Annotated in this window: 16 protein-coding genes; 5 read left to right on the top strand and 11 right to left on the bottom strand. The window is 73.1% G+C overall.

Annotated features, from left to right (window positions below; genetic code table 11):
- The first annotated feature begins 6 nt into the window (after positions 1–6).
- Both EV190_RS09640 and EV190_RS09635 read left to right on the top strand, forming a co-directional pair.
- Positions 7–681 carry an ABC transporter ATP-binding protein gene (locus tag EV190_RS09640; protein WP_133741144.1) on the top strand — a complete coding sequence of 225 codons (675 nt, stop codon included), beginning with the start codon at positions 7–9 and terminating at the stop codon, positions 679–681.
- Positions 678–1,409 (top strand): ABC transporter permease, encoded by a 732-nt coding sequence (locus tag EV190_RS09635; protein ID WP_133741143.1) that lies wholly within the window; start codon positions 678–680, stop codon positions 1,407–1,409. The genes EV190_RS09640 and EV190_RS09635 overlap by 4 nt, the downstream gene beginning before the upstream one ends.
- Before the next feature lie 70 nt (positions 1,410–1,479).
- Here EV190_RS09635 and EV190_RS09630 read toward each other — a convergent pair whose 3' ends face one another.
- The gene (locus EV190_RS09630) at positions 1,480–4,464 is read right to left on the bottom strand and encodes a glycosyl hydrolase (RefSeq protein WP_133741142.1); all 2,985 of its coding nucleotides are present in this window, start codon (positions 4,462–4,464) and stop codon (positions 1,480–1,482) included.
- Between the two features lie 698 nt (positions 4,465–5,162).
- On the opposite strand from EV190_RS09630, the gene EV190_RS09625 reads away from it, so the two are divergent.
- Positions 5,163–6,434: an ATP-grasp domain-containing protein gene (locus tag EV190_RS09625; RefSeq protein WP_243742468.1), complete on the top strand. Its 1,272-nt coding sequence runs from the start codon at positions 5,163–5,165 to the stop codon at positions 6,432–6,434.
- Positions 6,435–6,476: 42 nt separating this feature from the next.
- Entirely contained in the window at positions 6,477–8,510 is a 2,034-nt protein-coding gene (locus EV190_RS09620) for a CocE/NonD family hydrolase (protein WP_133741140.1), read from the top strand.
- A gap of 149 nt (positions 8,511–8,659) precedes the next feature.
- Here EV190_RS09620 and EV190_RS09615 read toward each other — a convergent pair whose 3' ends face one another.
- The 8 genes from EV190_RS09615 to EV190_RS09580 form a co-directional block, all read right to left on the bottom strand.
- The gene (locus EV190_RS09615) at positions 8,660–9,202 is read right to left on the bottom strand and encodes a hypothetical protein (RefSeq protein ID WP_133741139.1); all 543 of its coding nucleotides are present in this window, start codon (positions 9,200–9,202) and stop codon (positions 8,660–8,662) included.
- Positions 9,203–9,370: 168 nt separating this feature from the next.
- Complete coding sequence (locus tag EV190_RS09610) at positions 9,371–10,012, bottom strand: response regulator transcription factor (protein ID WP_133741138.1); 642 nt, start codon at positions 10,010–10,012, stop codon at positions 9,371–9,373.
- Between the two features lie 25 nt (positions 10,013–10,037).
- On the bottom strand, positions 10,038–11,303 hold the full coding sequence (locus EV190_RS09605) for a sensor histidine kinase (RefSeq protein ID WP_243742467.1): 1,266 nt from the start codon (positions 11,301–11,303) through the stop codon (positions 10,038–10,040).
- Positions 11,304–11,475: 172 nt separating this feature from the next.
- The gene (locus EV190_RS09600; RefSeq protein ID WP_133741137.1) at positions 11,476–12,306 is read right to left on the bottom strand and encodes an ABC transporter permease; all 831 of its coding nucleotides are present in this window, start codon (positions 12,304–12,306) and stop codon (positions 11,476–11,478) included.
- Positions 12,307–12,308: 2 nt separating this feature from the next.
- Positions 12,309–13,244, bottom strand: coding sequence for an ABC transporter ATP-binding protein (locus EV190_RS09595; protein ID WP_133741266.1), 936 nt, complete (start codon positions 13,242–13,244; stop codon positions 12,309–12,311).
- Positions 13,245–13,549: 305 nt separating this feature from the next.
- On the bottom strand, positions 13,550–16,480 hold the full coding sequence (locus EV190_RS09590) for a type I polyketide synthase (RefSeq protein ID WP_166655424.1): 2,931 nt from the start codon (positions 16,478–16,480) through the stop codon (positions 13,550–13,552).
- A complete protein-coding gene (locus EV190_RS09585; protein ID WP_133741135.1) occupies positions 16,477–17,169 on the bottom strand; it encodes a class I SAM-dependent methyltransferase in 693 nt (230 codons plus the stop codon). Before EV190_RS09585 ends, EV190_RS09590 begins: the two co-directional genes overlap by 4 nt.
- A gap of 511 nt (positions 17,170–17,680) precedes the next feature.
- A complete protein-coding gene (locus EV190_RS09580; RefSeq protein ID WP_133741134.1) occupies positions 17,681–18,967 on the bottom strand; it encodes a styrene monooxygenase/indole monooxygenase family protein in 1,287 nt (428 codons plus the stop codon).
- A 252-nt stretch (positions 18,968–19,219) separates the two neighbouring features.
- Here EV190_RS09580 and EV190_RS09575 point away from each other — a divergent pair, with 252 nt between their 5' ends.
- Entirely contained in the window at positions 19,220–20,113 is an 894-nt protein-coding gene (locus EV190_RS09575) for a hypothetical protein (protein ID WP_133741133.1), read from the top strand.
- Positions 20,114–20,177: 64 nt separating this feature from the next.
- Here EV190_RS09575 and EV190_RS09570 read toward each other — a convergent pair whose 3' ends face one another.
- Both EV190_RS09570 and EV190_RS09565 read right to left on the bottom strand, forming a co-directional pair.
- On the bottom strand, positions 20,178–23,123 hold the full coding sequence (locus EV190_RS09570) for a DUF6493 family protein (RefSeq protein WP_133741132.1): 2,946 nt from the start codon (positions 23,121–23,123) through the stop codon (positions 20,178–20,180).
- Complete coding sequence (locus tag EV190_RS09565; protein ID WP_133741131.1) at positions 23,120–24,499, bottom strand: SWIM zinc finger family protein; 1,380 nt, start codon at positions 24,497–24,499, stop codon at positions 23,120–23,122. Before EV190_RS09565 ends, EV190_RS09570 begins: the two co-directional genes overlap by 4 nt.
- Positions 24,500–24,541 lie beyond the last annotated feature (42 nt).

Raw genomic sequence — 24,541 nt, 5'->3', positions numbered from 1 at the left:
GATCGCGTGAGCGTGGTCGAACTCCGCGACGTCTCCATGGTGTACGGCCGCAAGGCGGCCCTCCGGGGGATCGACCTGCGCGTCGAACCCGGGAAGGTCTACGGCCTCCTGGGCCCCAACGGCTCGGGGAAGACCACCCTGCTGAAGTCGGTCCTGGACGCCAACGACCACACCGGGACCATCGAGCGGGCCGCCGGGCTCCGGATCGGCCGCCTCATCGAGTACCCCGCGTTCTACGGCAGCCTGACCCTGCGGGAGAACCTCGAACTGCACGCGCGCTCGCTGGGCACCCCCCTGGACGAGATCCCCGCCCTGCTGGCCGAGGTCGGCCTCGCCGAGTTCGGCGGGCTGCGCTTCTCCCGCACCTCGCTCGGCATGCGCCAGCGCCTGGGGATCGCGCGGGCGCTCCTCGGCTCCCCCGGCCTGGTCCTGCTCGACGAGCCGACGAACGGCCTCGACCCCATCGGCGTCCGCGACATCCGCGGGCTGGTCCGCGCGGCGCAGCGCGACCGCGGCACCAGCATGCTCATCTCCAGCCACAACCTGACCGAGACCGCCTCGCTCGCCGACCACCTGCTGTTCATGCGGCGCGGGCGGATCGTCCGGCGGCTCACGGCCGCCGACGTGCGGGGCCGCGACCTGGAGGGCCTGTACGCGGAGATCCTGGAGGGAGACGGATGAGGACCCTGCTCGCCAACGAGCTGCGCAAGACGAAGCGGGAGTGGTTCGTCTGGGCCGTCCTCGCGCTGAACACCGTCCCGCTCGTGATGGTCGTCGCCAACCACTTCGCGAACGGGGGCGCCCCCGGTCCGGAGCGCTTCTACTTCACGTTCCACAACCAGTACATGCTGGTCCTGCCCCTCGTCGTGTGCGCGACCGTCGCCGGGTGCTTCCACACGGAGTTCAGGAACGGCACCTACTTCGAGTGGCTCACGAGCGGCCGTCCCAAGTCGGCGCTGTGGACGGCGAAGTTCCTCGTCTCCTGCGCCCTCGTCACCGCCATGGCCGCGGTCGACCACCTCGGCCTGCTCGTCTTCCTCCTGGTCGAGTACCCCGGCGCCGACCTCCCGCGGGTGTCCGCGGCGTTCTGGCTGCTCGTGTCCGTCACCGTCCTGACCACCGGGCTGGTCTGCGCGCTCCTGACCCTGCTGAGCCGCAACGTGGTCGTCGTCAACGTCTTCGGGATCGGCCTGACGGTGGCGACGCTCGTGCTCATGGCCGCCGACTTCTCCTACGTGGTCCCGACGTGCTTCGCCTACCGCCTGAGCGTCGGCCTCGTCGTCCCGGACGCGGCCTACCCGGACCCGGCCCTGGCGCTCGCCGTCGGTTGGACGGTCACCGCGGCGTGCGTGCTCGTCCCGCTCGCCGCCAACCTCCTCGTCGTCACCCGCCGCCGCTACCTGCGCTGACCCGCCCCCGGAACGCCGGACGGCGTGCCCCCTCCCGTCGGGAGGGGGCACGCCGTCACCGGTCGGGCGCCTACAGCCCGGCCTGGCCGTAGGGGACCAGGCGGACCGGGCCCATCAGGCCGCACTCCTGGCGGCGGGCGCTGCCGTAGACGTCGGGGCGGAAGACCCGCATGCGGTTGATCAGGGTCGTGGCGACCTCGACCTCGACGGTGTTCTTCCCCTTCCTCAGGTACGGGCCGACGTCGACGCGCCGGGCGAGCTGGTCGACCGGGGGCAGCGCCTCTCCGTTGACCGTCACCCGGAAACTGTCGGTCACCTGCCCCAGCTCCAGGTAGGCGCCGAAGCCGCCCGTCCACCCCTCGCCGAGGTCGACCGTGGCGGTGTAGCGGCCCAGGCCCGAGACGTCGGCCAGGTCCGGCAGCTCGGTCCAGGGCTTCAGCGCGTCGAGGGACAGCTCGACACTGCTGATGTCGGTCTCGGTGGTCGACGCGCCCGGCCGCCAGTCCTCCACCTCCAGCGTCCAGCCGGTGAGCTCGACGGGCTCGGCGACCTCGGCGATCTCGGTGCTGACCGTGCCGCCGTCGTCGTAGGTGGTCGTGTAGGTGCCGGCCTTGGCGGCCCGCACCACGTGCCCCTGGTCCGCGACGAGGACGGTGTCGGCGTCGGTGGCGCTCACCCGGGCGTTCTTGGGGTGGCCGTTCCGCACCCATTTGCGGTCGGCCAGGGCGATCGCCGTCGCGGCGCCGGGGGCGAGCCGGACCCGCACCGTGACCTTCCCCTCCTCCGCGGTGTGCACGGCGACGGGCTCGATGTCGCCGGTCCACAGGTCCAGGGAGTAGGGGTACGCCTTCTTCACGTCGGTGGAGATCGTCACCTCGTGGTCGACGGTCTCGGTGTCGGAGCTGTTCGCGAAGTAGTACAGCTCCGCCTTCTTGTCGCGGCGCTTGGCGTGCAGCAGCGGGGACGCCTTCGCGTAGGTGACGGCGGGGCTCACGCCCAGCGCGTCGATCCCCGCGGCGATGCCCTCGCGGTCCGGGGCCCGGTGCACGCCGGGCTGCGCGAGCAGGTCCGCGACGACCTCGGCGAGCTCGGCGCTGTCGCCCTGGTCGACGCCGGGCGACTCGGGGACGCTCCAGTCGCCGACGACGATGATCGGGAGCCCGTCGCGGGCGTAGTCCAGCAGGCGGCGCGCGGTCTCCAGCGGCAGGGTGGGCACGCGGCCGCTGAACGCGTCGCCCTCGAAGACGAGCAGGCGGTAGGCCGGGCCGTCGGGGGCGAGCCGCTTCTTCTTCACCTTCGGGTCGGTCAGCTCCAGCAGCCGGGGGCTGACGAACTGGTGGGTCCATCCGGCGCGGACGCCGTCCTTGCTGAAGTAGGCGGCGCCGAACCCCGAGCCGGCGTACCCCTTCTGCCGCAGGAAGGCGACGTCCGCCGTGGAGGTGCCGGAGCGGAGCAGGAACTGGGCGCGGGCGAGGAAGCCGGACACGTCGGCGGCGTGGCGCCAGGAGGGGAGGCGCGGCCCCCAGGACTCGCTGTAGCCGATCCCCCCGCTGTAGGGGGTGAAGGCGGCGAACCCGGGCCACTGCGCGCCCGGGGCGTCGGCGTAGGAGAACCCGTGCAGGACGGCCTGGTTCACACCGGCCGCGTACTCCCGCGAGATCGTGCGGACGGTCCGCGCCCAGGTGGTGCTGTAGGAGCCGCCGTTGACGGCGCCCGCCTCGCTGGACAGGACCGTGTTGCCGCCCAGGTCGCGGCCGCCCGCCAGGGACCGGAAGTCGTCGAGGTTCTTGAAGCCGAGCGACTCCCCCTCGGGGATGTCGACCAGGGCGGCCTTGGAGACCGCGTCGGTCTGGAGCCCGTAGGGCTGGATGCGGTACTGGAGCCCCAGCTTGGCGGCCCACTTCTTCAGCGGCTTGAGGTGGTGCTCGATGTAGAGCTCGCTGAGGACCTCGTTGTAGTCGTCGGTGAGCCTGCGGTCGGTCACCGAGTCGAAGGAGAACACCCTGTCCTCGTCGTGCCGCACGGCCAGCGGCAGGTAGGGCATGAGGGCGTACCCGGTGTACCGCTCGAAGTCCTCGCGCATGCTCGGCGTCCACAGGGTGGCCTCGGTCTCCATCTCGATGGAGTCCTCGAAGAGCGCCCCGCCCGCCTTGCCCTTGAGGAGCTTGCGGACGCGCTTGTTGAGGATGGCCTCCTCCCAGAAGTCGGTGACCGCCTTCGTCCCGGCCGCGCCGAAGTGGTCGACCACGTAGGACAGGGGGCTGCTGTGCGGGCCCCGTTCGGGCCGCTGGCCGGAGCCGCGCTCCCAGTAGGAGATGACCGCCCAGGTGCCCTCGTCGGGCGGGGTCCAGGTGAGGTGGTCGTCCTCGACGCGGTCGGTGACCTCCTCGACGGTGTCGGCGACGAGCGCGTAGGGCGCCTTCGTGGTCGACGCGCCGTCGGCCAGGCGGGCGACCTGGACGGCCGTCAGCGTGCGCTCGGTGACGCCCTCGGCGGGCTCGACGACCGGTTCGGGCACCGCCGCCGAGAACTCCTCGCCTCCGGAGACGAACGCCAGGCCGTGGGCGAGCTCGCGCATGGCGGCCTTGTCCTGGGGCGTGACCGTGGGGACGGCGGCGGGCCAGGCCGGGCCGATGGTGATGTCGAGGATGACGCCGCGCTTCTCCGCGCGGGTCAGCGCCGCCTCCAGCGCGCCCACCCAGGCGGGGGTGCCCCAGCCGGTGTTCTCCGGGTCGAGGTCCTCGGTGACGCTGTGGTGGACGTCGGCGACCTCGAGCCCGCCGAACCCGGCGTCGGCGACCTGGTCGATCTCGCGCTCGATCTCGGCGGTGTCGACGAAGCCGTGGGGCCACCACCAGCGGAACTTCGCCTGCGCGGCGCGGGCGGGGGCGGCGAAGCCGTCGACGATGTCGCCGCTCCCCGCCAGGGCGGGGGCCGCGCCGAGGACGGGCTGGAGGGCGACGGCGGCGCCCGTGGCGGCGCCCATCCCGAGGAACAGCCGCCGGGAGGGCTGGAAGAGCGGTTGGCTGGGGGCTTCACCGTGGGGGTCGCGCATGCTTTTCCTTACCGGTCGCCGAAGGTGACGTCGGCGACGCAAAGAGCAAAGGGGGAGGGGTGCGGGGGGCGGGGGTCACGCGGGCCGGCCGGACCGGCCGTCCGGGGCCCCGTGGACCTCGTTGGTAAATTGAAACGTTTCAGCGAGATTACTGATCACGAAATAACTCGAGCAATGATGTGGCCACTTCCGGCCAATTTTCCCAGCGTGTCACCCTGCGTACACGCGTGGAATGCCCACCGGAAGCCGCCGGCCACCCATCATCCACTCAATGAATGCGCAGTTCAGAAGGGTGAAACGAGGAAAATCGGCGCTCTTTTCGCTTCCGTCGGCGCACCCACAAGGGGAGGCGTGGGCGATGTGCGATCCACCACGTACACCACCCTTGGACAGACAGCTGAAAAAATGTGGTAGATGCCCCCAGGGTTGACGGGGAGTGACGTCGAACCGCAGTTGGAAAGGGGTCGGCTCCCGCCGCTTCCGCGCCTTCGTCACCTGTTCGACACGGCCGATCACGCCAGTTGAACGTTTCATTTCCACGACGTTCCTCCCGCCGATCTTGACCTTTCCGGGGTCTCAAAGGTGACCGAGGCCCCGGAAAGGTCACGATCGATGGGAAAGCTTGGGGATCCCATTGCCGGATGTTTCCCGTCGGTCGCTCGGGTAGTCGCCCTCGGAGCCGAGACGACGGAGGAACAGTGGGTCAGAAGAACATCTTCGTGTTGGGCATGGACGAGACGAACCTGGACACGCTGTGGGACGTGCCGAACGTGGAGGAGTACCGGTTCCACCCCCTGCTGGGGATCGACGAGCTCCAGCACGGCGAGATCCCCATCGCCGACCTGATCGAGAAGGCGCAGACCGAGCTGGACGCTTTCGACGGGACCATCGACGCCATCGTCGGCTACTGGGACTTCCCGGTGAGCACGATCATGCCGATCCTGCGCGAGCGCTACGGGCTGCCCGGCACGAGCCTGGAGTCGGTGGTCAAGTGCGAGCACAAGTACTGGAGCCGCCTGGAGCAGCGGAAGGTGATCGACGAGCTCCCGAGGTTCGCGGTCGTGGACCTCGACGGTGAGCCGGGCGTCCCCGAGGGGCTGCGGTTCCCGATGTGGCTCAAGCCGGTGAAGTCGGTCTCGTCGGAGCTCGCCTTCCACGCCGCGGACGAGGGGGAGTTCCACGACGCGGTGGCCGAGATCCGCGAGGGCGCCTCCCGCCTCGGCAAGCCGTTCGAGTACATCCTCGACCGGCTCGTCCTCCCGCCCGAGGTCGCCGCCGCGGGCGGACAGGCGTGCCTGGCCGAGGAGGCGCTCTCCGGCGTGCAGGCCGCGGTCGAGGGCTACGTGCACAAGGGCGAGGTCACCGTGTACGGGGCCCTGGACTCCGTCAACTACCGGGACAGCCCGGCCTTCCTGCGCCACCAGTACCCGTCGAGCCTGCCCGAGTCGGTGGTCCGGCGGTTCGAGGACGTCTCCAGACGGGTGATCACGCAGATCGGCATGGAGTCGGCGACGTTCAGCATCGAGTTCTTCTACGACCCCGAGACCGACGCGGTCAACCTGCTGGAGATCAACCCGCGGCACTCGCAGTCGCACGCCGAGCTGTTCGAGTACGTGGACGGGGTGTCCAACCACCACTGCATGATCAGCCTGGCGCTCGGCCGCGACCCCCGGCTCCCCGACCAGAAGGGGCCGTACGACGTGGCCGCGAAGTGGTACCACCGGCGCTTCGCCGACGGCGTGGTGCGGCGCGTGCCGACGGCCGGGGAGATCGAGCGCCTGGAGCGGGAGATCCCCGGCGTGAAGATCGACCTGGTGCCCGAGGAGGGCCAGCGGCTCTCCGACCTGCCCGGTCAGGACAGCTACAGCTACGAGCTCGCCCACGTCTTCGTCGGCGCGGACAGCGAGGCGGAGATGTGCGAGAAGTACGACCGCTGCGTGGAGTCCATGCGCTTCGAGTTCGAGGACTGACCCGGCCACCGGTTCCCCACCGCGAAAGGAGGACGCCCCCGTATGCGCACCGTCACCGCCCTCCCCCACGACGTCAAGGAGGAGGAGCACGTCTGGATCCCCGTCTCCGACGGGATCCGCCTGTCGGCCCGTATCTGGCGGCCGACGTCGTCGGACCAGGACCCCGTCCCCGCGGTACTGGAGTACATCCCCTACCGCAAGCGCGACCTCTCCTCCGTCCGCGACTCCGTCCACCACCCCTACATCGCCGGGCACGGCTACGCGTGCGTGCGCGTCGACCTGCGCGGCACCGGGGAGTCCGAGGGCGTGCTCGCCGACGAGTACCTGGAGCGGGAGCAGCGCGACGCCGAGGACGTCCTGGCGTGGATCGCCGGACAGCCGTGGTGCAGCGGCCGGACGGGGATGATGGGCATCTCCTGGGGCGCCTTCAGCGCGCTCCAGGTCGCGGCCCGCCGACCGCCGAGCCTGCGGGCGATCGTCATCTCGTCGTTCACCGACGACCGCTACGCCGACGACATGCACTACATGGGCGGCTGCCTGCTGTCGGACAACCTCGCCGAGGCGGGCACGATGTTCGCCTACGCCACCTGCCCCCCGGACCCGGCCCTGGTCGGCGAGCGGTGGCGGGAGATGTGGCTCGAGCGCCTGGAGGGCGCCCGCCCGTGGGCCCTGGAGTGGCTGCGCCACCAGCGGCGCGACGCCTACTGGCGGCACGCGTCGGTGTGCGAGGACTACGGGGCCGTGCGGTGCCCCGTGCTGGCCTCCAGCGGCTGGGCCGACGGGTACTCCAACGCGGTGACGCGCCTGCTGGAGAACCTGGACGTGCCGCGCAAGGGGCTGATCGGCCCGTGGTCGCACAAGTTCCCGCACCTGGGCGAGCCGGGACCGGCCATCGGCTACCTCCAGGAGGTCGTGCGCTGGTGGGACCACTGGCTCAAGGACGTCGACAACGGCGTGATGGACGGCCCCGTGCTGCGGGCCTGGATGCAGGAGAGCGTGCCGCCCTCGACCTCCTACGAGGAGCGGCCCGGCCGCTGGGTGGGCGAGCCGGACTGGCCGTCCCCGCGCGTCGAGCCGATGACCTCCCCGCTGTCCCCGCACCGGATCGAGGCGCCGGGCACGGAGGTGGCCGAGGCGGAGATGACCGTGCGGTCCCCGCTGTCCGTCGGGCAGTTCGCCGGGAAGTGGGCCTCGTACAACGCGCCGCCCGACCTCCCCTACGACCAGCGGGAGGAGGACGGCGGCTCGCTGGTGTTCGACAGCGAGGTGCTCTACGAGCGGCTGGAGATCCTCGGCGCGCCGACGGTGCGGCTCGACCTCGCGGTGAGCGAGCCCGTGGCGATGGTCGCGGCGCGGCTGTCCGACGTGGCCCCCGACGGCAGCGCCACGCGGGTCTCCTACGGCCTGCTGAACCTCACCCGGAGGGACGGCCAGGACGAGCCGGAGCCGCTGGTGCCGGGGCGGCGCTACCAGGCCACCGTGCAGCTCAACGGCGTGGCGCAGGCGTTCCCGCCCGGCCACAGGGTCCGGCTCTCTCTGTCGACCTCCTACTGGCCGCTCGCCTGGCCGCCGCCCAGGCCCGCGCTGCTGAGCGTGTACTCGGGCTCCAGCGCCCTGACGCTGCCGGTGCGCCCGGTCTCCGCGTCCGACGAGGCCGACGAGGCCGACGGGCGGCCGTTCGGCGAGCCCGAGGGCGCGCCGCCGATCACGACCACCCGGCTCACCCCGGCGGAGCAGCGCTGGACGGTCTCCCGCGACCTCGTGGGGTACGACTCGGCGCTGGAGATCGTCAAGGACACCGGGCGGGTGCGCTACGACGCGATCGGCCTCGACGTGAGCCGCCGCGCCTACGAGCGCTACGACTCCGTGGCCGACGACTTCGGGTCGGTGCGCGGCGAGTCGACGTGGACGATGGGGTTCGGCCGCGGCGACTGGGAGGCGCGGACCGTCACCCGGACCGTGCTGACCTCGACCGAGACCGACTTCCTGCTGCACGCGACGATCGACGGCTACGAGGGCGCCCGGCGGGTGTTCTCCCGCGAGTGGAACGAGAGCCTGCCCCGCGACCACATCTGACGCGCGGCGACGCGCTCCGGGCGCCGCGCGCCCGGCCGACGGGCGGGACCTCCCGACGGAGGCCCCGCCCGTCCGCGCGGCCGGGCCGCGCCGTCACGGCCCCAGGTCCGGGGCCGCCCCCGACATGCCCGCTACGAGGGTCGGGGGTCTCAGCACGAGCCGTAGTCCCCCAGTCTTAACCTCTCGACCTGCCAACCCGACTTCTCGTCCTCGACCACCATCGCCCTGATCTCGCGCGGACCGGCGCGCCGCGCGTCCTGGCGCGCCCTGGTATCAGGGTCGTCCGTGTCGGACCCCTTCCGCACGACCCGCCACTGCGAGTCGTCCATGCAGTCCCGCACCCACACGGCCGGGGCGCCCTCGGCCCGCCCCAGCCGCTCGGCCTCCGGTGAGAAGACCGGTCTCCCCCGCCCCTCCTGCCCGTTGAGCATCGCCGCCGCGAACTCCAGCGCCTGCCCCCTGGCGTAGAGACTCAGATCCGGCTGCACGACCCTGCCCCTGTGGGTGCCCTCGATCACCGCCTCCCACATGTTGTTGTAGGCGGCGAGGGCCTGACGCTCGGTGACGAACGCCGTGTCCTCCGACGGCGAGGGGGCAGACAGTTCCGCGAACGATCCCGCTTCGGCCTGGATCGCGCAGCCGGACAGGCACAGCACGCCGATCAACAGCGGGGCCCCGGTGCTTCTACGCACGCTTACTCCATTCATAGAGTGACTAAATGGTTACCCTGTGAAACGGGCGCGTCTCTGACTACCCTCCGTCGAGCACCACAATCACAATTCGGCTACTCAAAGTAACCAAATCCCTCGGAAGACAGCGAGGCCGGGGCGAAAGGCCCCGGCCATGGACGATCGCGGGGATCAGCCCTCCAGGTAGCGCAGAACCGCCATGACGCGGCGGCTGTAGCCCGAGGCCCGGGCCAGGGAGAGCTTGTCGAAGATGGCGTTGACGTGCTTCTCCACCGCGCTCTGGGAGACGTGCAGGTGTTCGGCGATCGCGGGGTTGGCGAACCCCTGCGCCATCTGGTTCAGCACCGCGTGCTCGCGCGGGGTCAACCGGCTCAGCGGGTCGACGTGGCTGGACCGGGCGAGCAGCTGCCGGACCACTTCCGGGTCGAAGGCCGCGCCGCCCGAGCCCACCCTCTCCAGCGAGTCCAGGAACTCGCCGACCTGCGCGACACGGTCCTTGAGGAGGTAGCCCACCCCCTCGGGGGCTCCGCTGAGGAGCTCCACGGCGTAGTTCTTCTCCACGTACTGAGACAGCACCAACACGCCGACCCCCGGGCGGCGGCGGATCTCCAGGGCCGCGCGCAACCCCTCGTCGGTGTGGCTCGGGGGCATCCGCACATCGACGACCGCGACATCAGGACGGTGCGCCTCGACCCCGGCCAGCAGCGCCTCGGCGTCGCCGACCGCCGCCACCACGTCGTGCCCCTCCTCGGTCAGCAGTCGGACCAGGCCCTCGCGCATCAGCACCGAGTCATCGGCCAGGATCACCCGCACGGCGGCCCCCCGAACGAAGCGACGGTCATGTCGGCATCCTCCTTATCGGGTGCTGCCGCAGGTCCGGCAGGATCGCGGTGACGGTGGTCGGCCCTCCCCGCGGGCTGCGTACGTCGAAGCGCCCGTCGAGGGCCGCGACCCGCCTGGCCAGTCCGGACAGCCCGCCTCCGGCCGCGTCGGCGCCGCCCCGCCCGTCGTCGGAGACACGCACCGCGACAGTACCGCCCCGCCGTCCCCGCTCGTCCGGATCCTCACTGAGGACCACCGTGACGTCCCGGGCCCCGGCGTGCTTGGCGGCGTTGGTGATCGCCTCGCGGGCGACGAAGTACAGCGCGGTCTCGACCTCGGGGGCCGGTCGCCGGGACAGCCCGTAATGCACGCTCACCGACACCGGGGCGCGTTCGGCGACCCCGGCCAACGCCGCCTCCAGACCGAGGTCGTCCAGGGCGGTCGGGTACACCCGCCAGGCGACGTCGCGCAGCTCGTCGAGCAGTTGCCGGGACTCCGCGTGCGCCTGGCCGACCAGATCGAGGGTCCGACCGGGGTCGGTACCGCGCCGGGCCCTGCCCAGGAGCATCGCCAGCGCCACGACACGCTGCTGGACTCCGTCGTGCAGGTCCCGCTCGATGCGTCGGCGCTCATCGTCGATGGCCCGGAGCACGCCCGCGCGAGTGGCGGTCAACTCGACGATCCTGCGCTCCATCAGCTCCCGCGCGTCGGGGCCCATAAACCAGCCGAAGATCCGTCTCTCCCCCGTGGCGACGGCGACGCTCCACAGCGTGGCCAGCACCAGCGCGCCCACACCGTAGGCGGCGCCCACCATCCAGGACGCCTGGTTCAGGTAGACGCCCGGAAGGGCGAGGGTGAGCGTCTCCGAACGGCCCGTGACCAGGTCCCACAGCGAACCGGCGAAGAGCAGCGCCGCAACGAACAACAGGGTCAGACTGACGTAGCCGCCGACCAGGCCCAGCGGTGCCCGCAGCGCGAAGTAGCCCGCTTCCCGGCCGGACCGTTCGACGACGACGTCCCGCCCCAGCAGGACGGACAGCCGCGCCCGCTCCACCGCCACCAGCCGCCCGGTCGCGGCGGAGAACCACCCGGACACGGTTCGCCTGGCGCGTGGCCACGGCGCCGTCAGCGCCGCGGCGGCACCGACCGCGCACAGGAGGCACACCTCGGCCACCGCGGTGACCGCCCCGGCCAGGACCCCGGCCAGGACCCCGGCCAGGAGAAACCCCCATCGGCCGAGTAGCCGTGCGACCCCGTCCCCCCGCACCGCGCTCCTCGACACCAGGCCATCCCTTTCACAGCGTTTCCCCGCTGACCGCGGCCTTCTCGGGTGCTCAACCGTCTCTGGACCCCTGAGAAGGCCGCGGTCAGCGGGGCGGTCCGACGCCACCCCGTCGCGTCCCTCCAGCACCGAGGAACGCGACGGTTCCAAGCCCGACCGACACGACGGCCGGTCAGGCGTCCCGGAAGCGGAGGGCCGCGTAGCCGGTGGCCAGGGCCGTTCCCGCCCAGCCGACCAGGAGCAGGAATCCCTCCCCCGGACCGTAGGGCATCGGGCCGCCCGTCATGTTGTCCCGGCTTTCCATGAAGGCCAGCCCCGCCATCTGCGGGGTGCGCAGCCCGATCTCCAGCAGCACCTCGTTGCCGGTCATCACCAGCATCAGCGGGAGACCCAGCAGCAGAAGGAAGACGATGGTCAGCGTGCCCGCCCCGCTGCGCAGGACGAACGCGACGCCGATCACCAGGAGTCCCAGCAGCGCGAGGTAGCAGCCGACACCCAGCGCGTCCACCGCCGTCTCGACGGGGTCGAACACGCCGTACCCGCCGAAGCGGGGGTCTCTGATGAAGGGGTAGGTGGCAGCCGCTCCGAACAGCGCGATCAGGGCGCCGAAGACCAGCAGCACCGGGGCGAGCACGGCGGCCTTGGCCAGCAGCACCCCGCCCCGGAGCGGGGTCGCCTGCAAGGTGGCGCGGATCTGCCCGCTCGCGTATTCGCCGGTGACGACCGTCATGGCGAGCGCCACGACCGCGAACTGCGCCAGCTGCGCACCGGAGACCGCCGGCTCCCCGGCTCCGATGACCAGGTCGGTGACCCCGGCGTTGTGGTTGTTGGTGGCGCGGGCGGTGCCGAAGACCACCGCGGAGCCGACCATGAGCGCGGCCCCGCCCAACAGGCACCACCAGGTCGACCGCACCGTCCACAGCTTCGTCCACTCCGCCGCCATGGCGCCTGGCAGGCCGCCGCCGCGACGGCGCGCGGTTCCGGTGGGATTCGTCGCGACCATGTTCAGACCCTCGTTTCCGGTGTCGTCAGGACAGGCACCGAGGCGTCGTACTCGCGGCTACTCGCGGTCAGCTCCTGGTACGCCTGCTCCAGCGACGCCTCGCGGGGGCTGAGTTCGTGCAGCCGGGCTCCCGCCTGATGGGCGATGTCGCCCACCCGCTCGATCGTGCCGCCGGTGACGATGAGCTCGTTCTCCGCAGGACGCCGCACGTCCAACCCGGCGGACACAAGCCACTCGCAGAGGTCTGCGGCATGCGGGCTGCGCACCCTCACCGCCGTCAGCGAACTTCCCGCGATGACCTCCTGGAGCGGGGCGTCGGCGATCAGCCGCCCCTTGCCGATGACAACGAGCCGGTCGGCGGTCAGCTGCATCTCGCTCATGAGGTGGCTGGAGACGAACACGGTGCGTCCCTCGGCGGCGAGCGAGCGGACCAGCTCGCGGACCCAGCGCACGCCGTCGGGGTCCAGGCCGTTGACCGGCTCGTCGAACATCAGGACGCCCGGGTCTCCCAGGAGCGCTCCCGCGATGCCCAGGCGCTGGCCCATCCCGAGGGAGAAGGACCCCGCGCGCCGGCCCGCTGCCCCGGTCAGGCCGACGGTCTCCAGCACCTCGTCCACCCGGGAGGCGGCGATGCCGTTGCTGCGCGCCATCGACAGCAGGTGGGCGCGCGCGCTGCGGGCGGGGTGCACGGCCCTGGCGTCCAGGAGCGCGCCGACCTCGCGCAGCGGGTGCCGCAGATCCTGGTAGCGCCGCCCGCCGACCAGCGCGCTTCCGGCGGTGGGGCGGTCCAGGCCCAGGATCATCCGCATCGTGGTGCTCTTTCCCGCCCCGTTCGGACCGAGGAACCCGGTGACCCGTCCCGCCTCGATCCCGCAGGTGAGGTCATCGACCGCCACCCTGTCTCCGTAGCGCTTGGTCAATCCGCGCAGTTCGATCATCGCCGTCTCGCATCCTGTCTCCACACCGTCGGGGGGCGTGCTCGCCACCGCCTCCGACCCTAGGAATCGGCGGTCCCGAGCGACATGCGGACAGCCGTCCGATCCACGGGCGCGGGCCCCCAGCACGCACCTGCGGAAAACCCCAGGACGTCTGGGTTGCCGCCTCTTGCCGGTCTCCCCCTCGTTGATCTTGACCTTTCCGGGGTCTCGACCGCCTCCGAGACCCCGGAAAGGTCAAGATCAACGAGGGGGAAAGGCGGCGGCCCCGCCGTCCCCGGGGCGGGACGACGGGGCCGCGTGCTCTCCTAGCCTCCGGCGGACGCGGTGGCGGTGCGGCAGCGGTCGCTGATGGTGGCCGCCACCTGGTGCAGGCTGGTGTCCAGGTCCAGCAGCATGCGCACCGGGAAGGAGTCCAGGGCCGGATGCGCGGCCTGGATCGCGTCGCGCAGGCCGATCACGGCCACCGACGTGGTGCCCAGCATTCCCATGGACAGGTCGGGGTCGATCGCGTCGGGGGTGGTGGACAGGGTGTCCGCCACGAGCTGCGCCAGCGCGTCCAGCACCCCCCCGGAGTCGTCGGGGTCCCGGGCCAGGACCGCGGCCAGGTCGGGCCGGACGACCGCGGTGTGCGCGCGGCCCCGGTCCCAGAACACCGGGAGCCGGACCGGGGCGCGGCGCGGTTCGGGCCACCGCGCGGGGGTGTGCCCGGCGGTGTACAGGGCCGCGAGCTGGGTGAGCAGTGCCGCGTGGTCGTCGGTGCCGGTGTCCCCGGCGGCGATGACGACCGCGTCGGCGGCTCCCCCCGCGTCCAGGACGCGGTGCGCGCCGCGCGACAGGGTGGAGCGTCCCGCGACCTCCAGCACGACCGCGCCCGGCGCCACCGCGTCGGCCAGGGCCTCGGCGAACCGCACCGGGGCGCGGAGCTGGTCCGTCCAGTAGTCGGCGTCCAGCCGGTCGCCGTCCACCGGGCGCGCCCGGGCGGTGGAGCAGAAGACGGTGCCGGGCGTGGCACGGGGGGCCAGCCCCACCAGGGCTTCGCCCAGGCGCGGCACCAGCGGCTCCACCGCCGGCGAGTGCGCGGGCACGTCGTCGGCGACGCGGCGCACGTACGCCCCGTCCGCCTCCAGGGCGGCGCGCAGCTCCTCCAGCGGGGCCTCGAAGCCGCTCACCACGGTGGTGTCGGGCGCGTTGCGCGCGGCCACCACCAGGTCGCCCTCCAGGCCGCGCCGGGCGATCGCGGCCCGGGCGGCGTCGAAGGTCAGGTCGGTGACCAGCAGCCCGCCCAGGTGCTCGGTCTGGGCCAGCAGCGACGAGCGGGCGGCGACCACGCGCGTGGCGTCGTCCAGGGTGAGGGCCCCGGCGGCGTGCGCGGCGGCGACCTCGCCGAGCGAGTGCCCGATCACCACGTCGGGGGTGTGCCCCCAGTGCCGCCAGGTCGCGGCCTGGGCGACCTGGGTGAGGAAGATGGCGTGCTGGGCGGTCTCGAACCCGCCGATCTCCTGGCCCGGCCGCCACACCGCACGCCCCAGGTGCGCGACCAGCGCGTCGCGGGCCTCCTCCAGCGCCTCACGGAACACGGGCAGTTCCCGGTAGGAGCTTCGGGCCATCGCCGCGTGCTGGGAGCCCTGGCCGGCGAACATCCACACCAGCGGCCCCGGCCGGGCCGGCGCGGCGCGCGGCCCGACCAGCGCGGGGTGGGGGGTCCCGTCGGCGAGCGCGCGCAGCGCGTCGGCCGTCTTCTCGGAGGTGGAGGCGACGACGGCGGCCCGCACCGGGGCGTGGTCGCGGCGGTGCTGCGCGGTCGAGGCCACGGCGCCCGCGTCCGCCCCCTCGGCCAGGAGCGACGCCCACGCCTCGGCGGTCCCCGCCAGCCGGGCGGGGGTGGCGGCGCTGACGGGGACGAGGAAGAACCCCGCCCCCGCTTCCGGTGCCGGGTCCGGTCCGGGGTCGGGGGCCTGCTCCAGGACGACGTGCACGTTGGAGCCGCCGAACCCGAACGCGCTCACCCCGGCGGTGCGGGGCCGCCCCGTCTCGGGCCAGGGCTCGGCCTCGGTCGGCACCCGCAGGGGCTGCCGCGCCAGGGCCGGGCGGATCGTCTCGTGGGCCACGGTCGGGGGAAGCGTGGCGTGGTGGATGCCCAGGGCGGCGCAGACCACCCCCACCAGTCCGGACGCGCCCTCGCTGTGGCCGAGCGCGCCCTTGACCGACCCGATCGGCAGCGGCTCGGCGCGGCCCCGGCCCAGGACCCGGGCCAGCGCCCGCCCCTCGGAGGAGTCGCCGGCCTTGGTGCCGGTGCCGTGGCACTGCACGTAGTCCACGGAGGACGGGTCCAGGCCCGCGGCCTCGTAGGCGTCGCGCAGCAGCGCGTCGTGGGCGGGCGGGTTGGGCGCGTACAGCCCCGCGGGCGAGTGGCCGTCGCTGTTGGCGACCGTGCCGCGCACCACCGCGTAGACCCGGTCCCGGTCCTCCCGCGCGTCGGCGAGGCGGCGCAGCACGGTGACCACGACCCCCTCGGCGCGCACGTACCCGTCGCCCGCCTCGTCGAAGGGGCGGCACACCCCGTCGGGCGCGAGCACCCCCGCGTCGACGAACCCGGCGGTGGGTCCGGGCATGACGATCGTGTTGGAGCCGATGACGACGGCGGTGTCGGCCTCGCCCAGCTCCAGGGACTGGCGGGCCAGGTGCAGCGCGGTCGCCGACGCGCTGCACGCGGTGTCCACGGCCATGGACGGGCCCCGCAGGTCCATCAGGTAGGAGACCCGGTTGGCCAGCAGTGCGGGCGCCAGGCCCGAGAGCGTGGACATCGTGATGCGCCGCCCGTCGGGGAACGCCTGCCCCTGCTGGTCGACACTGGCGGACCCGGCCCACACGCCGGTGCGGGTCCCCGACAGCGAGCCGGGCGCGATCCCGGCGTCGGCCAGCGCCTCGGACACGACCTCCAGGATCATGCGCTGCTGGGGGTCCATCTCGGCGGCCTCGTGGGCGTTGACGCCGAACGCGTTGCGGTCGAAGGCGTCGATGCCGTCGATCACCCCGGCGGTCCACGGCCGCTCGGGCCGCTGGTCGGGGTGCAGGCGCTCGACCATGCGCGCCCACCGGTCGGCGGGGATAGGTCCGGTCAGCGGATCACCCTTGACCAGGGCCTCCCACAACCGGCCGGGACCGTCGACGCCGCCGGGCAGACGGCAGCCGATTCCGATGATCGCCGCCCGCCTGTCGGGCTCTCTCGGGCTCACTTGACCGCCACCCACACTCCCGTGCATCCGTGCACTTCGTAGCGCACCTCGGAGAAGTGCTTCTCCAGGAGCGCGCGCAGGTCCTCGGAGGAGTCGTTGGCGTTGGCGAACGTGTTGCTCTGGCCGTTGTAGGCGTTCATCAGCCTGGTGGCGAGCCCGTTGAGGACCACGCCCTCGCCCTTGGCCAGGATCGTGGCGCCGATGAACCTCCCGCCCGGTCGGAGCGCCTTGGCCGCCTCGGCGATCAGCCCCTCCTTGTCCAGCATGCTCGAGCCGCGCACGGTGTGCAGCATCATGTGGCAGTCCACCGAGTCGAGGCTGCCCTCGGCCACCGGCCACGGCTTGAGCGCGTCCTGCTCGACGGTGCGCACGTCGAACCGGCCCCGGAGCCGGTCCCCGGCGACCTTCAGGCAGGTGGCGTTCAGGTCCATCAGGGTCAGCGAGCGCAGCGCCGTGGAAGGCGGCAGCTTGGACAGGAAGTAGCCGTTGCCGGGGCCGACCGTCAGGTGGTTCGCCCCGATGTTGTCGGCGTGGTTGCGGTGCAGGACGGAGTTGGGGACCTGCCAGGCGAAACGGTGGCTGAAGCGGATCACATAAGGCGTGTAGACGAAGCCCAGGAGCTTCGCGCTGTACAGGCCCTCGTTCTTCTCATTGGTCGGCTTTTCGGCGGCGGGGGTGTTTTCGGGCACGGCAGAACCTCGATTAACGGATAGGGGTTAATGGACGAGCGTGCCGTGACACGCGGGACCGGCGCTCCGGACGCGCACCACGGCCCCGGGGCCCTAGTGGGCGCCGGGGGGAGGTGAGGGACGCGTCGGATCGGGCCGCGCGGGGGACCGCCGAGCCGCCGGAAGGGCGCGCCGGTCAGGGCGGCGAATGGGGATGCTGACGCTCGCGGGGGAATTGACCAGGCAGATCGGCTGCATGGGGGTGCTCTCTAACGACAAGGGCGGGGGCATGACCAGAAGTCGGGAGCGGGCAACAGTAGACGCGTCAGGACGGAAACCAGGGCAGACCGAACAGTGGGTGCGAATCCATGCCGGAAAAGCATGGAAGCGCACCCGCGGTCCGATCTGTCACTGTTGTTCATATTAACGATAAAAGTGAATCACGCTAGGGCCCAAAACACACTGGACTCCCTACCGCATCAGGTTTCCCGTCGATCACACCCCTCTCACCCGGTTACTTCCCCGCTGTTTCTCAGTTCGCTTTGGCCTCCACCACCGAGGCGATGTAGTCGCGCGCGGACCGGGGGTCGAACATCCACCGCTCGTAGTCGGCGGGGTCGTCGAACCCGCCGATCCACCGGTCCGCGACCTCCTGGTGCTGCAGGACCGCGCCCATCAGCTCCCCGAAGTGCTCGGGCATCTGCCCGCTCCAGAAGCCGTGGACCATGTCGGAGAACACCGCGGCGTGGCGGCCGCGCTCCTGGTAGAACGTCTCGAACGCGGCTTCCATGAAGGCCGCGTCCCACTCGCCCTGGTGGGCGACGATCGCGTCGGCGTACGCCTGGGCGCAGAAGGTGCTGTTCGCCCAGCCCTGGCCGGCCACCGGGTCCGAGGTGATCACCACGTCGGCCATGCCCAGCACCGGCTTCCCGTGGAGTTCGGCCACCGGCCTGCGCACCGCGGGGGTGAACCGCGTCTGGGTCAGGGAGTTGCGCCCGCCCACCAGGTCGCCGACCCCCAGGTGGCGGATGCGCTCGTAGACGTCCGGCAGGTACTCGCGCAGCAGCGTCTGCATCCCGGCCAGCAGCGGGCCGGGGTCGCGTCCGGCCATCCCGCTGGCGTCCAGGGCCGCGCCCGGGTTCGCCAGCATCGTCACGCTGGTCGCCTCGCCGTGCTCGGTGAGAACCGGGGTGAAGAACACCTCGCCGCCGATGGTCGAGTAGACGTCCACCTGCTGGTCGCCGTCCCAGGCGACGCCGTCCAGGATGGCCTGGGTCACCACGCGCTCGTGCCCGCCCGAGGAGCGGCCGGGGTCGACGCTGAACATGGAGCCGAGTTCGCCCGCGCCCACCGCCACGACCACCAGGTCGTACATACGCACGAAGTACTCCAGGTCGGCGGGGGTGACGCCGTGGATGTAGACCTTGCCGCCCTGGTCCTCGAAGTACTCCAGCCAGTGGGACATCTTCACCCGGCGGTCCACGCTGACCGCGTGCCCGCCGATCCGGCGCGCTATGGGCGAGTTGCCGAAGCTGCCCGAGAACTCCGTCGGGGGCTGCTCGGGGGCGCGCAGCGACATCCGGACACGGTCGAAGCGCGGCGCGATACCGCGCCACTGGTCCAGCCCGGCCTGCTCCTCCAGGGCCCGGGTGCTGGGGAAGGCGAACTGGGTCACCGAGGCGGGGCCGTTCCGGATTTCGGGCGAGGTCTTGCTGGTGATCAGGCCGACCTCATAGCCGTTCTTGAGCAACTGGTGGCCCAGGTAAAGGCCTGACTGTCCGGCGCCGATGATCAGCACTCGGGGCGACAAGGGGGACATGCGCACGTCTCCAAGCTGACGATGACGAGAAGAGGCGGACGGCCGTGCGCTTCACCGGCGTGAGGGAGCCGGTGACGCGCACGCCCCGCCATGGTCAAAACCGCTCCAAACCCCTGAAAACCAAGGAGTTTTCGCCATGGATGATCTCAGATCACCACCACTCGCGCATTTCACCTCCCAAAAACCTCGGGAAATGTTGCGCGCCTCGGTAGCATCCCTTTGCAGCTCTCCACCCGCCCGGCCAGGAGCCTTGTGACCGACCCTCTCGACGACCCCGACCTGACCCGCGCCTACCTCGGCATGGGCTGGAACCCGCCGCCCAGCGCCGTGCGCGCCCTCGTGCGGGCGCCCCGCTGGTCCCAGCGCCGCCTCCGCGACGCCGACGTGCTGCGGCTCAACCCCGCCCAGCACGCCCTGGACGTGGACACCGCGCGGGCCGACGCCTGCGCCCTGAACCCCCCGCACGCCGCGGCCACCGCCTCCCTCATCCGCGTGCTGTGGGAGCGGGAGACCGTCGGTGTCGCCGAGGCCGCCGCCCTCGCGCGCATCCCCGTGGGCGTGCTGCGCGTCGTGGCCCCGCTCCTCATCGACGCCGCGCTGGTCACGATCGACCCGCGCCCCGGGCCCCTCAAGGTCACGGTGGTGGCCCCCACCCTGGTCGCCGAACGCGACTTCATCGCCGACGTCACCGGGGCCGCGCCGCTCCCGCGGCGCACCCGGTACCGCACCCGCCGGGGCGGGAAGCAGATACTGGAGAGCACCGTCAGCGCGATCGCGGCCGCCTCCGCGTGGCCGGCCCCGCTGTGCCTGGTGGGCAGTCCGCGCGGGACCGACGAGGACTCCCTGTGGGAGGACGCGCTGCGGGACACCTCCCTCGTGGTCGTCCTGGCCGGCCCGCAGGCCGACCAGGCCGCGTTCAACGCCGTCGACCGGTGCGTCCAGCAGGAGCTCGACTACCTCGTCGTGCGCGACCGGGACGCCCCGCCGGAGGTGTGGACCCCGCGCCACGTCCAGCGGTGGCTGCGCGAGCTGGAACTCGCCTGCCCCGGCGGGGCGCCGGCCGTCCACGAGTGGACGCCCGGCGCCGGCGCGCCTCTGGGCGGTGTCCTGTCCCACCGCGCCCACCGCGCCCGCACCCTCCGGTGACCCCGGCACCGGCGTCCCGGAACGACCGTTCCGCGGAACACCGGTGCCGGGGCCGCCGGTGGGGTCACCCTTCGAGGGCGTCGCGCAGCCGGCGGGCCTCCTTGAGCAGGCGGGTCGAGCCCTTGCGGGCGGCCAGGGCGCTCACCTCGGCGACCGGGCCCCTCGCTCCGCACCGGTGGGCGCTCTCGGCGGCCACCGCCAGCACGTCGGGCAGCCCCTTCGCCTTCTCGTCGCGGTCGAGCAGGGCGGGCAGCGCGGCGGACAGCGCCGTCCACACCGCGCCGGAGGCGCCGAAGCGGGCCGCCTCCCGGACCGACTCCGCCAGGCCCCTGGGCGTGACGACCCCGTAGCGCGTCGCCTCGGCCAGTTCGCGGCCCAGGAGCGCGGGGTCGAGGCCGCCGCGCGCGGCCAGGACCAGCAGCGCGTCCACCGCCGCCGTCCGGATCCCGGCGTCGCGCGCGCCCAGGCCGCAGGCCAGGCCCAGGTGCAGGGCGGGCCCGGCCGCGCCGGAGCCCTCGGCCAGCGCGGGCAGCAGCAGCATCCCGCTGCCGGGGTCCGCGTAGGAGACCTCGGTGAACGCCGGTTGCAGGTGGAGGGCGACCAGCTCGCGCCGGACCGGGACCACGAACGGCCAGTGCCCGTGGTTGTCGGGAGGGATACGGGAGGGCCGCTCACTGTCCAGCACGCGCGCGAAGACCTCGGCCAGCGCGCACGGCGGGACCAGCCGCTCGTTGGCGAACAGCAGGAGCTTCGTGGGACGGCCGCCGCCCCAGCGGGGGTTCTCCTCGGCCGTCTCGGCCGCTCGGACCAGCTTCGGTTCGGGGAGTCCCCCGGCCTCCAGCCAGGCGGTGAGCCTGCGGCCCGCGTCGGAGGCCAGTTCCCGGGCACGGGCCAGGACGTCCCCGCCGCACGCGGCGGCGTCCACCCGCAGCAGCGCCTGGGACAGGTCGACCTCCCCGGGGACCGCGCCCACCCGCTCGTACTCGGCGATCCGCTCCACGAGCGCGGCCGGGTCGATCCGGCCGTCGGTGAGCGTGGGCGTGGCCAGCAGGAACGGCGGCGCCCCGCCGACAACCATGCGCGCGACCTCCCGCAACCGCTCCTGCAACACCGCGTTCAACGGCGACGGGGCGCGGGAGGCGGGGTTCTCCCCGATCCTGTGGCTGAACCTCCACACGGGGCCTCCGTGCTCCTCGCCCAGGATCTCGGCCACCACGTGGCAGACGTCGCCCATACTCCGGTCACTCGGCCCCACACGGCCTATCCACGAGTCGGTCCGGGTGGTCGCCTCGAGGGCGTGGACGAGACCGTCCCGGTCCCGGTGGGCGTGGCGCACCAGCCCGTCCAGGACCCGCTCGAACACCGATGCCTCGACGGTGGAGACGGCGATCCCGTCCGCCCAGTTGAACCGCGTGGCCGCGATGATCGCGTTGACCTCCTCGGCGACCTCGACGGCGGTGGCCGGCGGCGCCTCCATCGGCCGGGGGCCGGAGACGGCGGGCAGGACGTCGGGCTCGGGATCGTCGTCGGCGACCGCCCCGCCCAGGACCTCGGCGGCGCGGCCGCGCAGAACCGGGGTCAGCGCGGCCGCCGCCGCCACCAGGCCGGGCCGCACCGCGTCCCCGGCGGCGGGCAGGTGGCGGGCCACCAGGTTCAACGCCCGCTCCTGCACGGCCAGGTCGCCATGGCCGAACGCGTCGGCGGCGGCCAGCGCCGCCAACCCCGCCCGGGACCGGTCCCGGCGCGCCGCCCGGTCCAGCCACGACAACTGGGCGCGCACGAGGGTCGCCTCGGTGCGGAACAGCACCGACGCCGACGCGTCCACGAGGTGCTCGTCCTCCAGGCGGCCCGCCTCGTCCAGGCGGGCCAGGACCTTTTGGGCGTGGCCCGCCACGGGAGAGGGCGTGTCGGGCAGCAGCCGCAGCAGCGTGACGGTACGCGCCGCGTACTCGTCCTCGGTCGGCTCCAGCGCGTCGAGCAGCTTCCGGAAACCCCGCAGGTCGCCCGGGCGGCCCGGGCGCAGCAGCCGCGCCAGCGCGCCGTCCAGAAGCGCCTCCCGGTCGAGGCGGCCCTCCCGGCACAGCGCGGCCAGCAGGTGGTTCCAGCCGTTCTGGAGGTTCGGGGGGTGGTTCCGGTCCTGAAGCAGCGGTCCGACACCGCCCACCTCGAACAGGCGCGGGACGACCGCGTCGAGGAAGGGGTCGTCGCGCACCCGGTCCAGGGCCCCCAGCCGGCGCCCCCCGCTCCGCGGAGCGGTCAGGACGCCGTCGACGACGTCGGGCCAGTCGTCCGAGGCGCCCCACAGGCGGTTCCGCATCCACGCCAGGACGAAGCCCTCGTCGGCCGGGACCGGGCAGCCCGAGAGCAGCACCAGGCGGTCGACCAGGAAGAGGCGGTTCTCGTCCCATTCCGCGCCGGACCGGGCGGCGACGCGGCGCGCGACGTCGCCCTGCCACTCCTTGGGGCGGGCGGCCAGGACCTCCAGTATCCGGGCGCTGGTGGGGAAGTCCGCGAGCCACGCCAGGTCCCGGTGCGTGACCCACTGCGCGACGGCGGCCGCGCCCGTGTGGCAGCCCGCGCCCGCGACCAGCAGCGCCTTCTTGCGCCGGTGGACCTCGCCCTGCCACTGGTCGCGCAGAGCCGCCACCAGCGTCTTGAGGAAGGGCAGGCACGAGCGCCGCTCCTTCTCCGACAGCGCGGCGACCAGGCCCGGCAGCCGGTCGGCCGCGCCCTCGGCCACGGCGGTCAGCACCCCGTTCGCGGCGGGGGAGAGCTCGCGCCCGGCGGCCTCCAGCACCTCCCGCTCCTCCGGGAGGAGGGCTCTGATCCAGCGCTTGGAGACCCCCTCCCGGCCGTGCCTCCGCTCGACGCCCTCCAGCACCGACCGCTCCTCTCCGGAGAACTCCCTGATCCGCCCCAGCGGGACCCCGGTGCGGAGGGCGAGCCTGAGATCGGGGTGCACCGGGTCCGCCGCGCCCTCCTCCGGCTGCTCCGTCCCGAGGCCGCTCATCGGGGCTCCACCCCTTCCGGGGCCGCCTCGGCGGCGCTGCGGACGATGCGCACGGCCAGGGCGTGCTTGCACGGCCCGCGACCGCCCCGGTACTTCGCCCACCACTGGCAGGTGCAGGTCAGCACCCCGTCGGCGACGCGGACGCGGTGGCTGTGGTCGTCGACGACGACGGTGGCCAGGTCCCCTTCGAGGCGCACCGCACCGGCCTCGACCAGGGCGCGGGCGGCGCGCAGCCGCGGGTTGTCCTTCTCCGCGCGCCCGGCGTCGTAGGGGAGCTCCCGGTGGAAGTAGGCCGCCTCGGCGGTGTCGTAGCCGATCCGCCCGGCGGTGCCCAGGAGGGTGAGCGCGGCGCGGACCCGTTCGGGGGTCAGCCCGGCCTGCCGGGCGAGGTCGGCGACGTCCACCCTCGGCTCCCAGGCCAGCAGCACCGCGACCATCTCGGCGTCCTCGGCCGCCTCGCCCGTGGCCAGGGCGTCCAGGACCGCACCCTCGCCCGAGAACCCGCGCGAGGCGTCCGGGGACAGCGTCAGGGTGAGCCGCATCCCCGGCAGCACCACCTCCCAGGCGCTGGCGGCGGACGCGCCCGCCGTGGCCGCGGGCGGCCCGTACACGCGCAGGGCGAGGGCGTGCCGCAGCACCCGCCGCAGCGCGGCGAGGCGCTCGGGCCCCGGCAGGCAGACCGCGCCGGGCACCGGCCGGGACGTGGGCCGCAGGGTGCGCCCGGCCGGGACCACCCACATCACGGTCCGCGTGTTGCCGCGCGGCAGCGAGCGCAGGAACCGCACGGCCTCGTTCGCGGGGATCTCGGCGCGCAGGTCGAAGGCCGAGGCGATCACCTGCGTCTCGGCGAAGCCCCGGAGCCACCGGGCGGGCAGCGGGACCTTCTTCTCCACCACGGGTCCGTCGAACGTGGTCACGGTCAGCTCGTCCGGACCCACCTCCAGGTGCAGCGGGTCGGAGCCGCCGATCCGCGACAGGGCCTCGCGCAGCGGGTTGTTCACGTCCACGTTGGTGGTTCCGTGGCCGATCTCGTCCCCGTCCAGGCCGTCGCCGAGGACGTCGAGGCGCGCGTAGACGCCGCAGCAGTCGGAGAAGGACTCGAACCGGATCCGGTCGCCGTTGCCGGTGACCACCGGGTCCCGGACGTACGACTCCACCCGCTGGTAGTAGCGGGCGGCGGCGACGTCGGCCACGCCCAGCAGCGCGGCGGCCGCGGCCTGCGGCTCGGTCAGGAACCCGGTGAAGAACCGGGGGTGGGCCCGCGTCCCCTCCGGGGTCAGGCCGACCGAGGTCTCCAGCGAGAGGCCGGTCCGGGCCCCGTCGACGTGGACGGCCGAGGGACGGAGGTAGCTGTAGGCGTGTGCCGTGGTCGTCATGGAGGTGACCCTAGGGGAGGCCGGTGACAGACTCCCAGGGCC

Origin of the sequence: Actinorugispora endophytica (genome assembly GCF_004363075.1) — a bacterium.
In the GTDB taxonomy this organism is placed as follows: domain Bacteria; phylum Actinomycetota; class Actinomycetes; order Streptosporangiales; family Streptosporangiaceae; genus Actinorugispora; species Actinorugispora endophytica.
The sequence above is the reverse complement of the archived record's forward strand: the minus strand, read 5'-3'. Positions and strand labels throughout refer to the sequence as shown.

Excerpts from the sequence above, each read along its gene's own strand:
- EV190_RS09635 (WP_133741143.1), top strand. The coding sequence starts at position 678 with ATGAGGACCCTGCTCGCCAACGAGCTGCGCAAGACGAAGCGGGAGTGG.
- EV190_RS09630 (WP_133741142.1), bottom strand. The coding sequence starts at position 4,464 with ATGCGCGACCCCCACGGTGAAGCCCCCAGCCAACCGCTCTTCCAGCCC.
- EV190_RS09620 (WP_133741140.1), top strand. The coding sequence starts at position 6,477 with ATGCGCACCGTCACCGCCCTCCCCCACGACGTCAAGGAGGAGGAGCAC.
- EV190_RS09600 (WP_133741137.1), bottom strand. The coding sequence starts at position 12,306 with ATGGTCGCGACGAATCCCACCGGAACCGCGCGCCGTCGCGGCGGCGGC.
- EV190_RS09595 (WP_133741266.1), bottom strand. The coding sequence starts at position 13,244 with ATGATCGAACTGCGCGGATTGACCAAGCGCTACGGAGACAGGGTGGCG.
- EV190_RS09580 (WP_133741134.1), bottom strand. The coding sequence starts at position 18,967 with ATGTCCCCCTTGTCGCCCCGAGTGCTGATCATCGGCGCCGGACAGTCA.
- EV190_RS09570 (WP_133741132.1), bottom strand. The coding sequence starts at position 23,123 with ATGAGCGGCCTCGGGACGGAGCAGCCGGAGGAGGGCGCGGCGGACCCG.
- EV190_RS09565 (WP_133741131.1), bottom strand. The coding sequence starts at position 24,499 with ATGACGACCACGGCACACGCCTACAGCTACCTCCGTCCCTCGGCCGTC.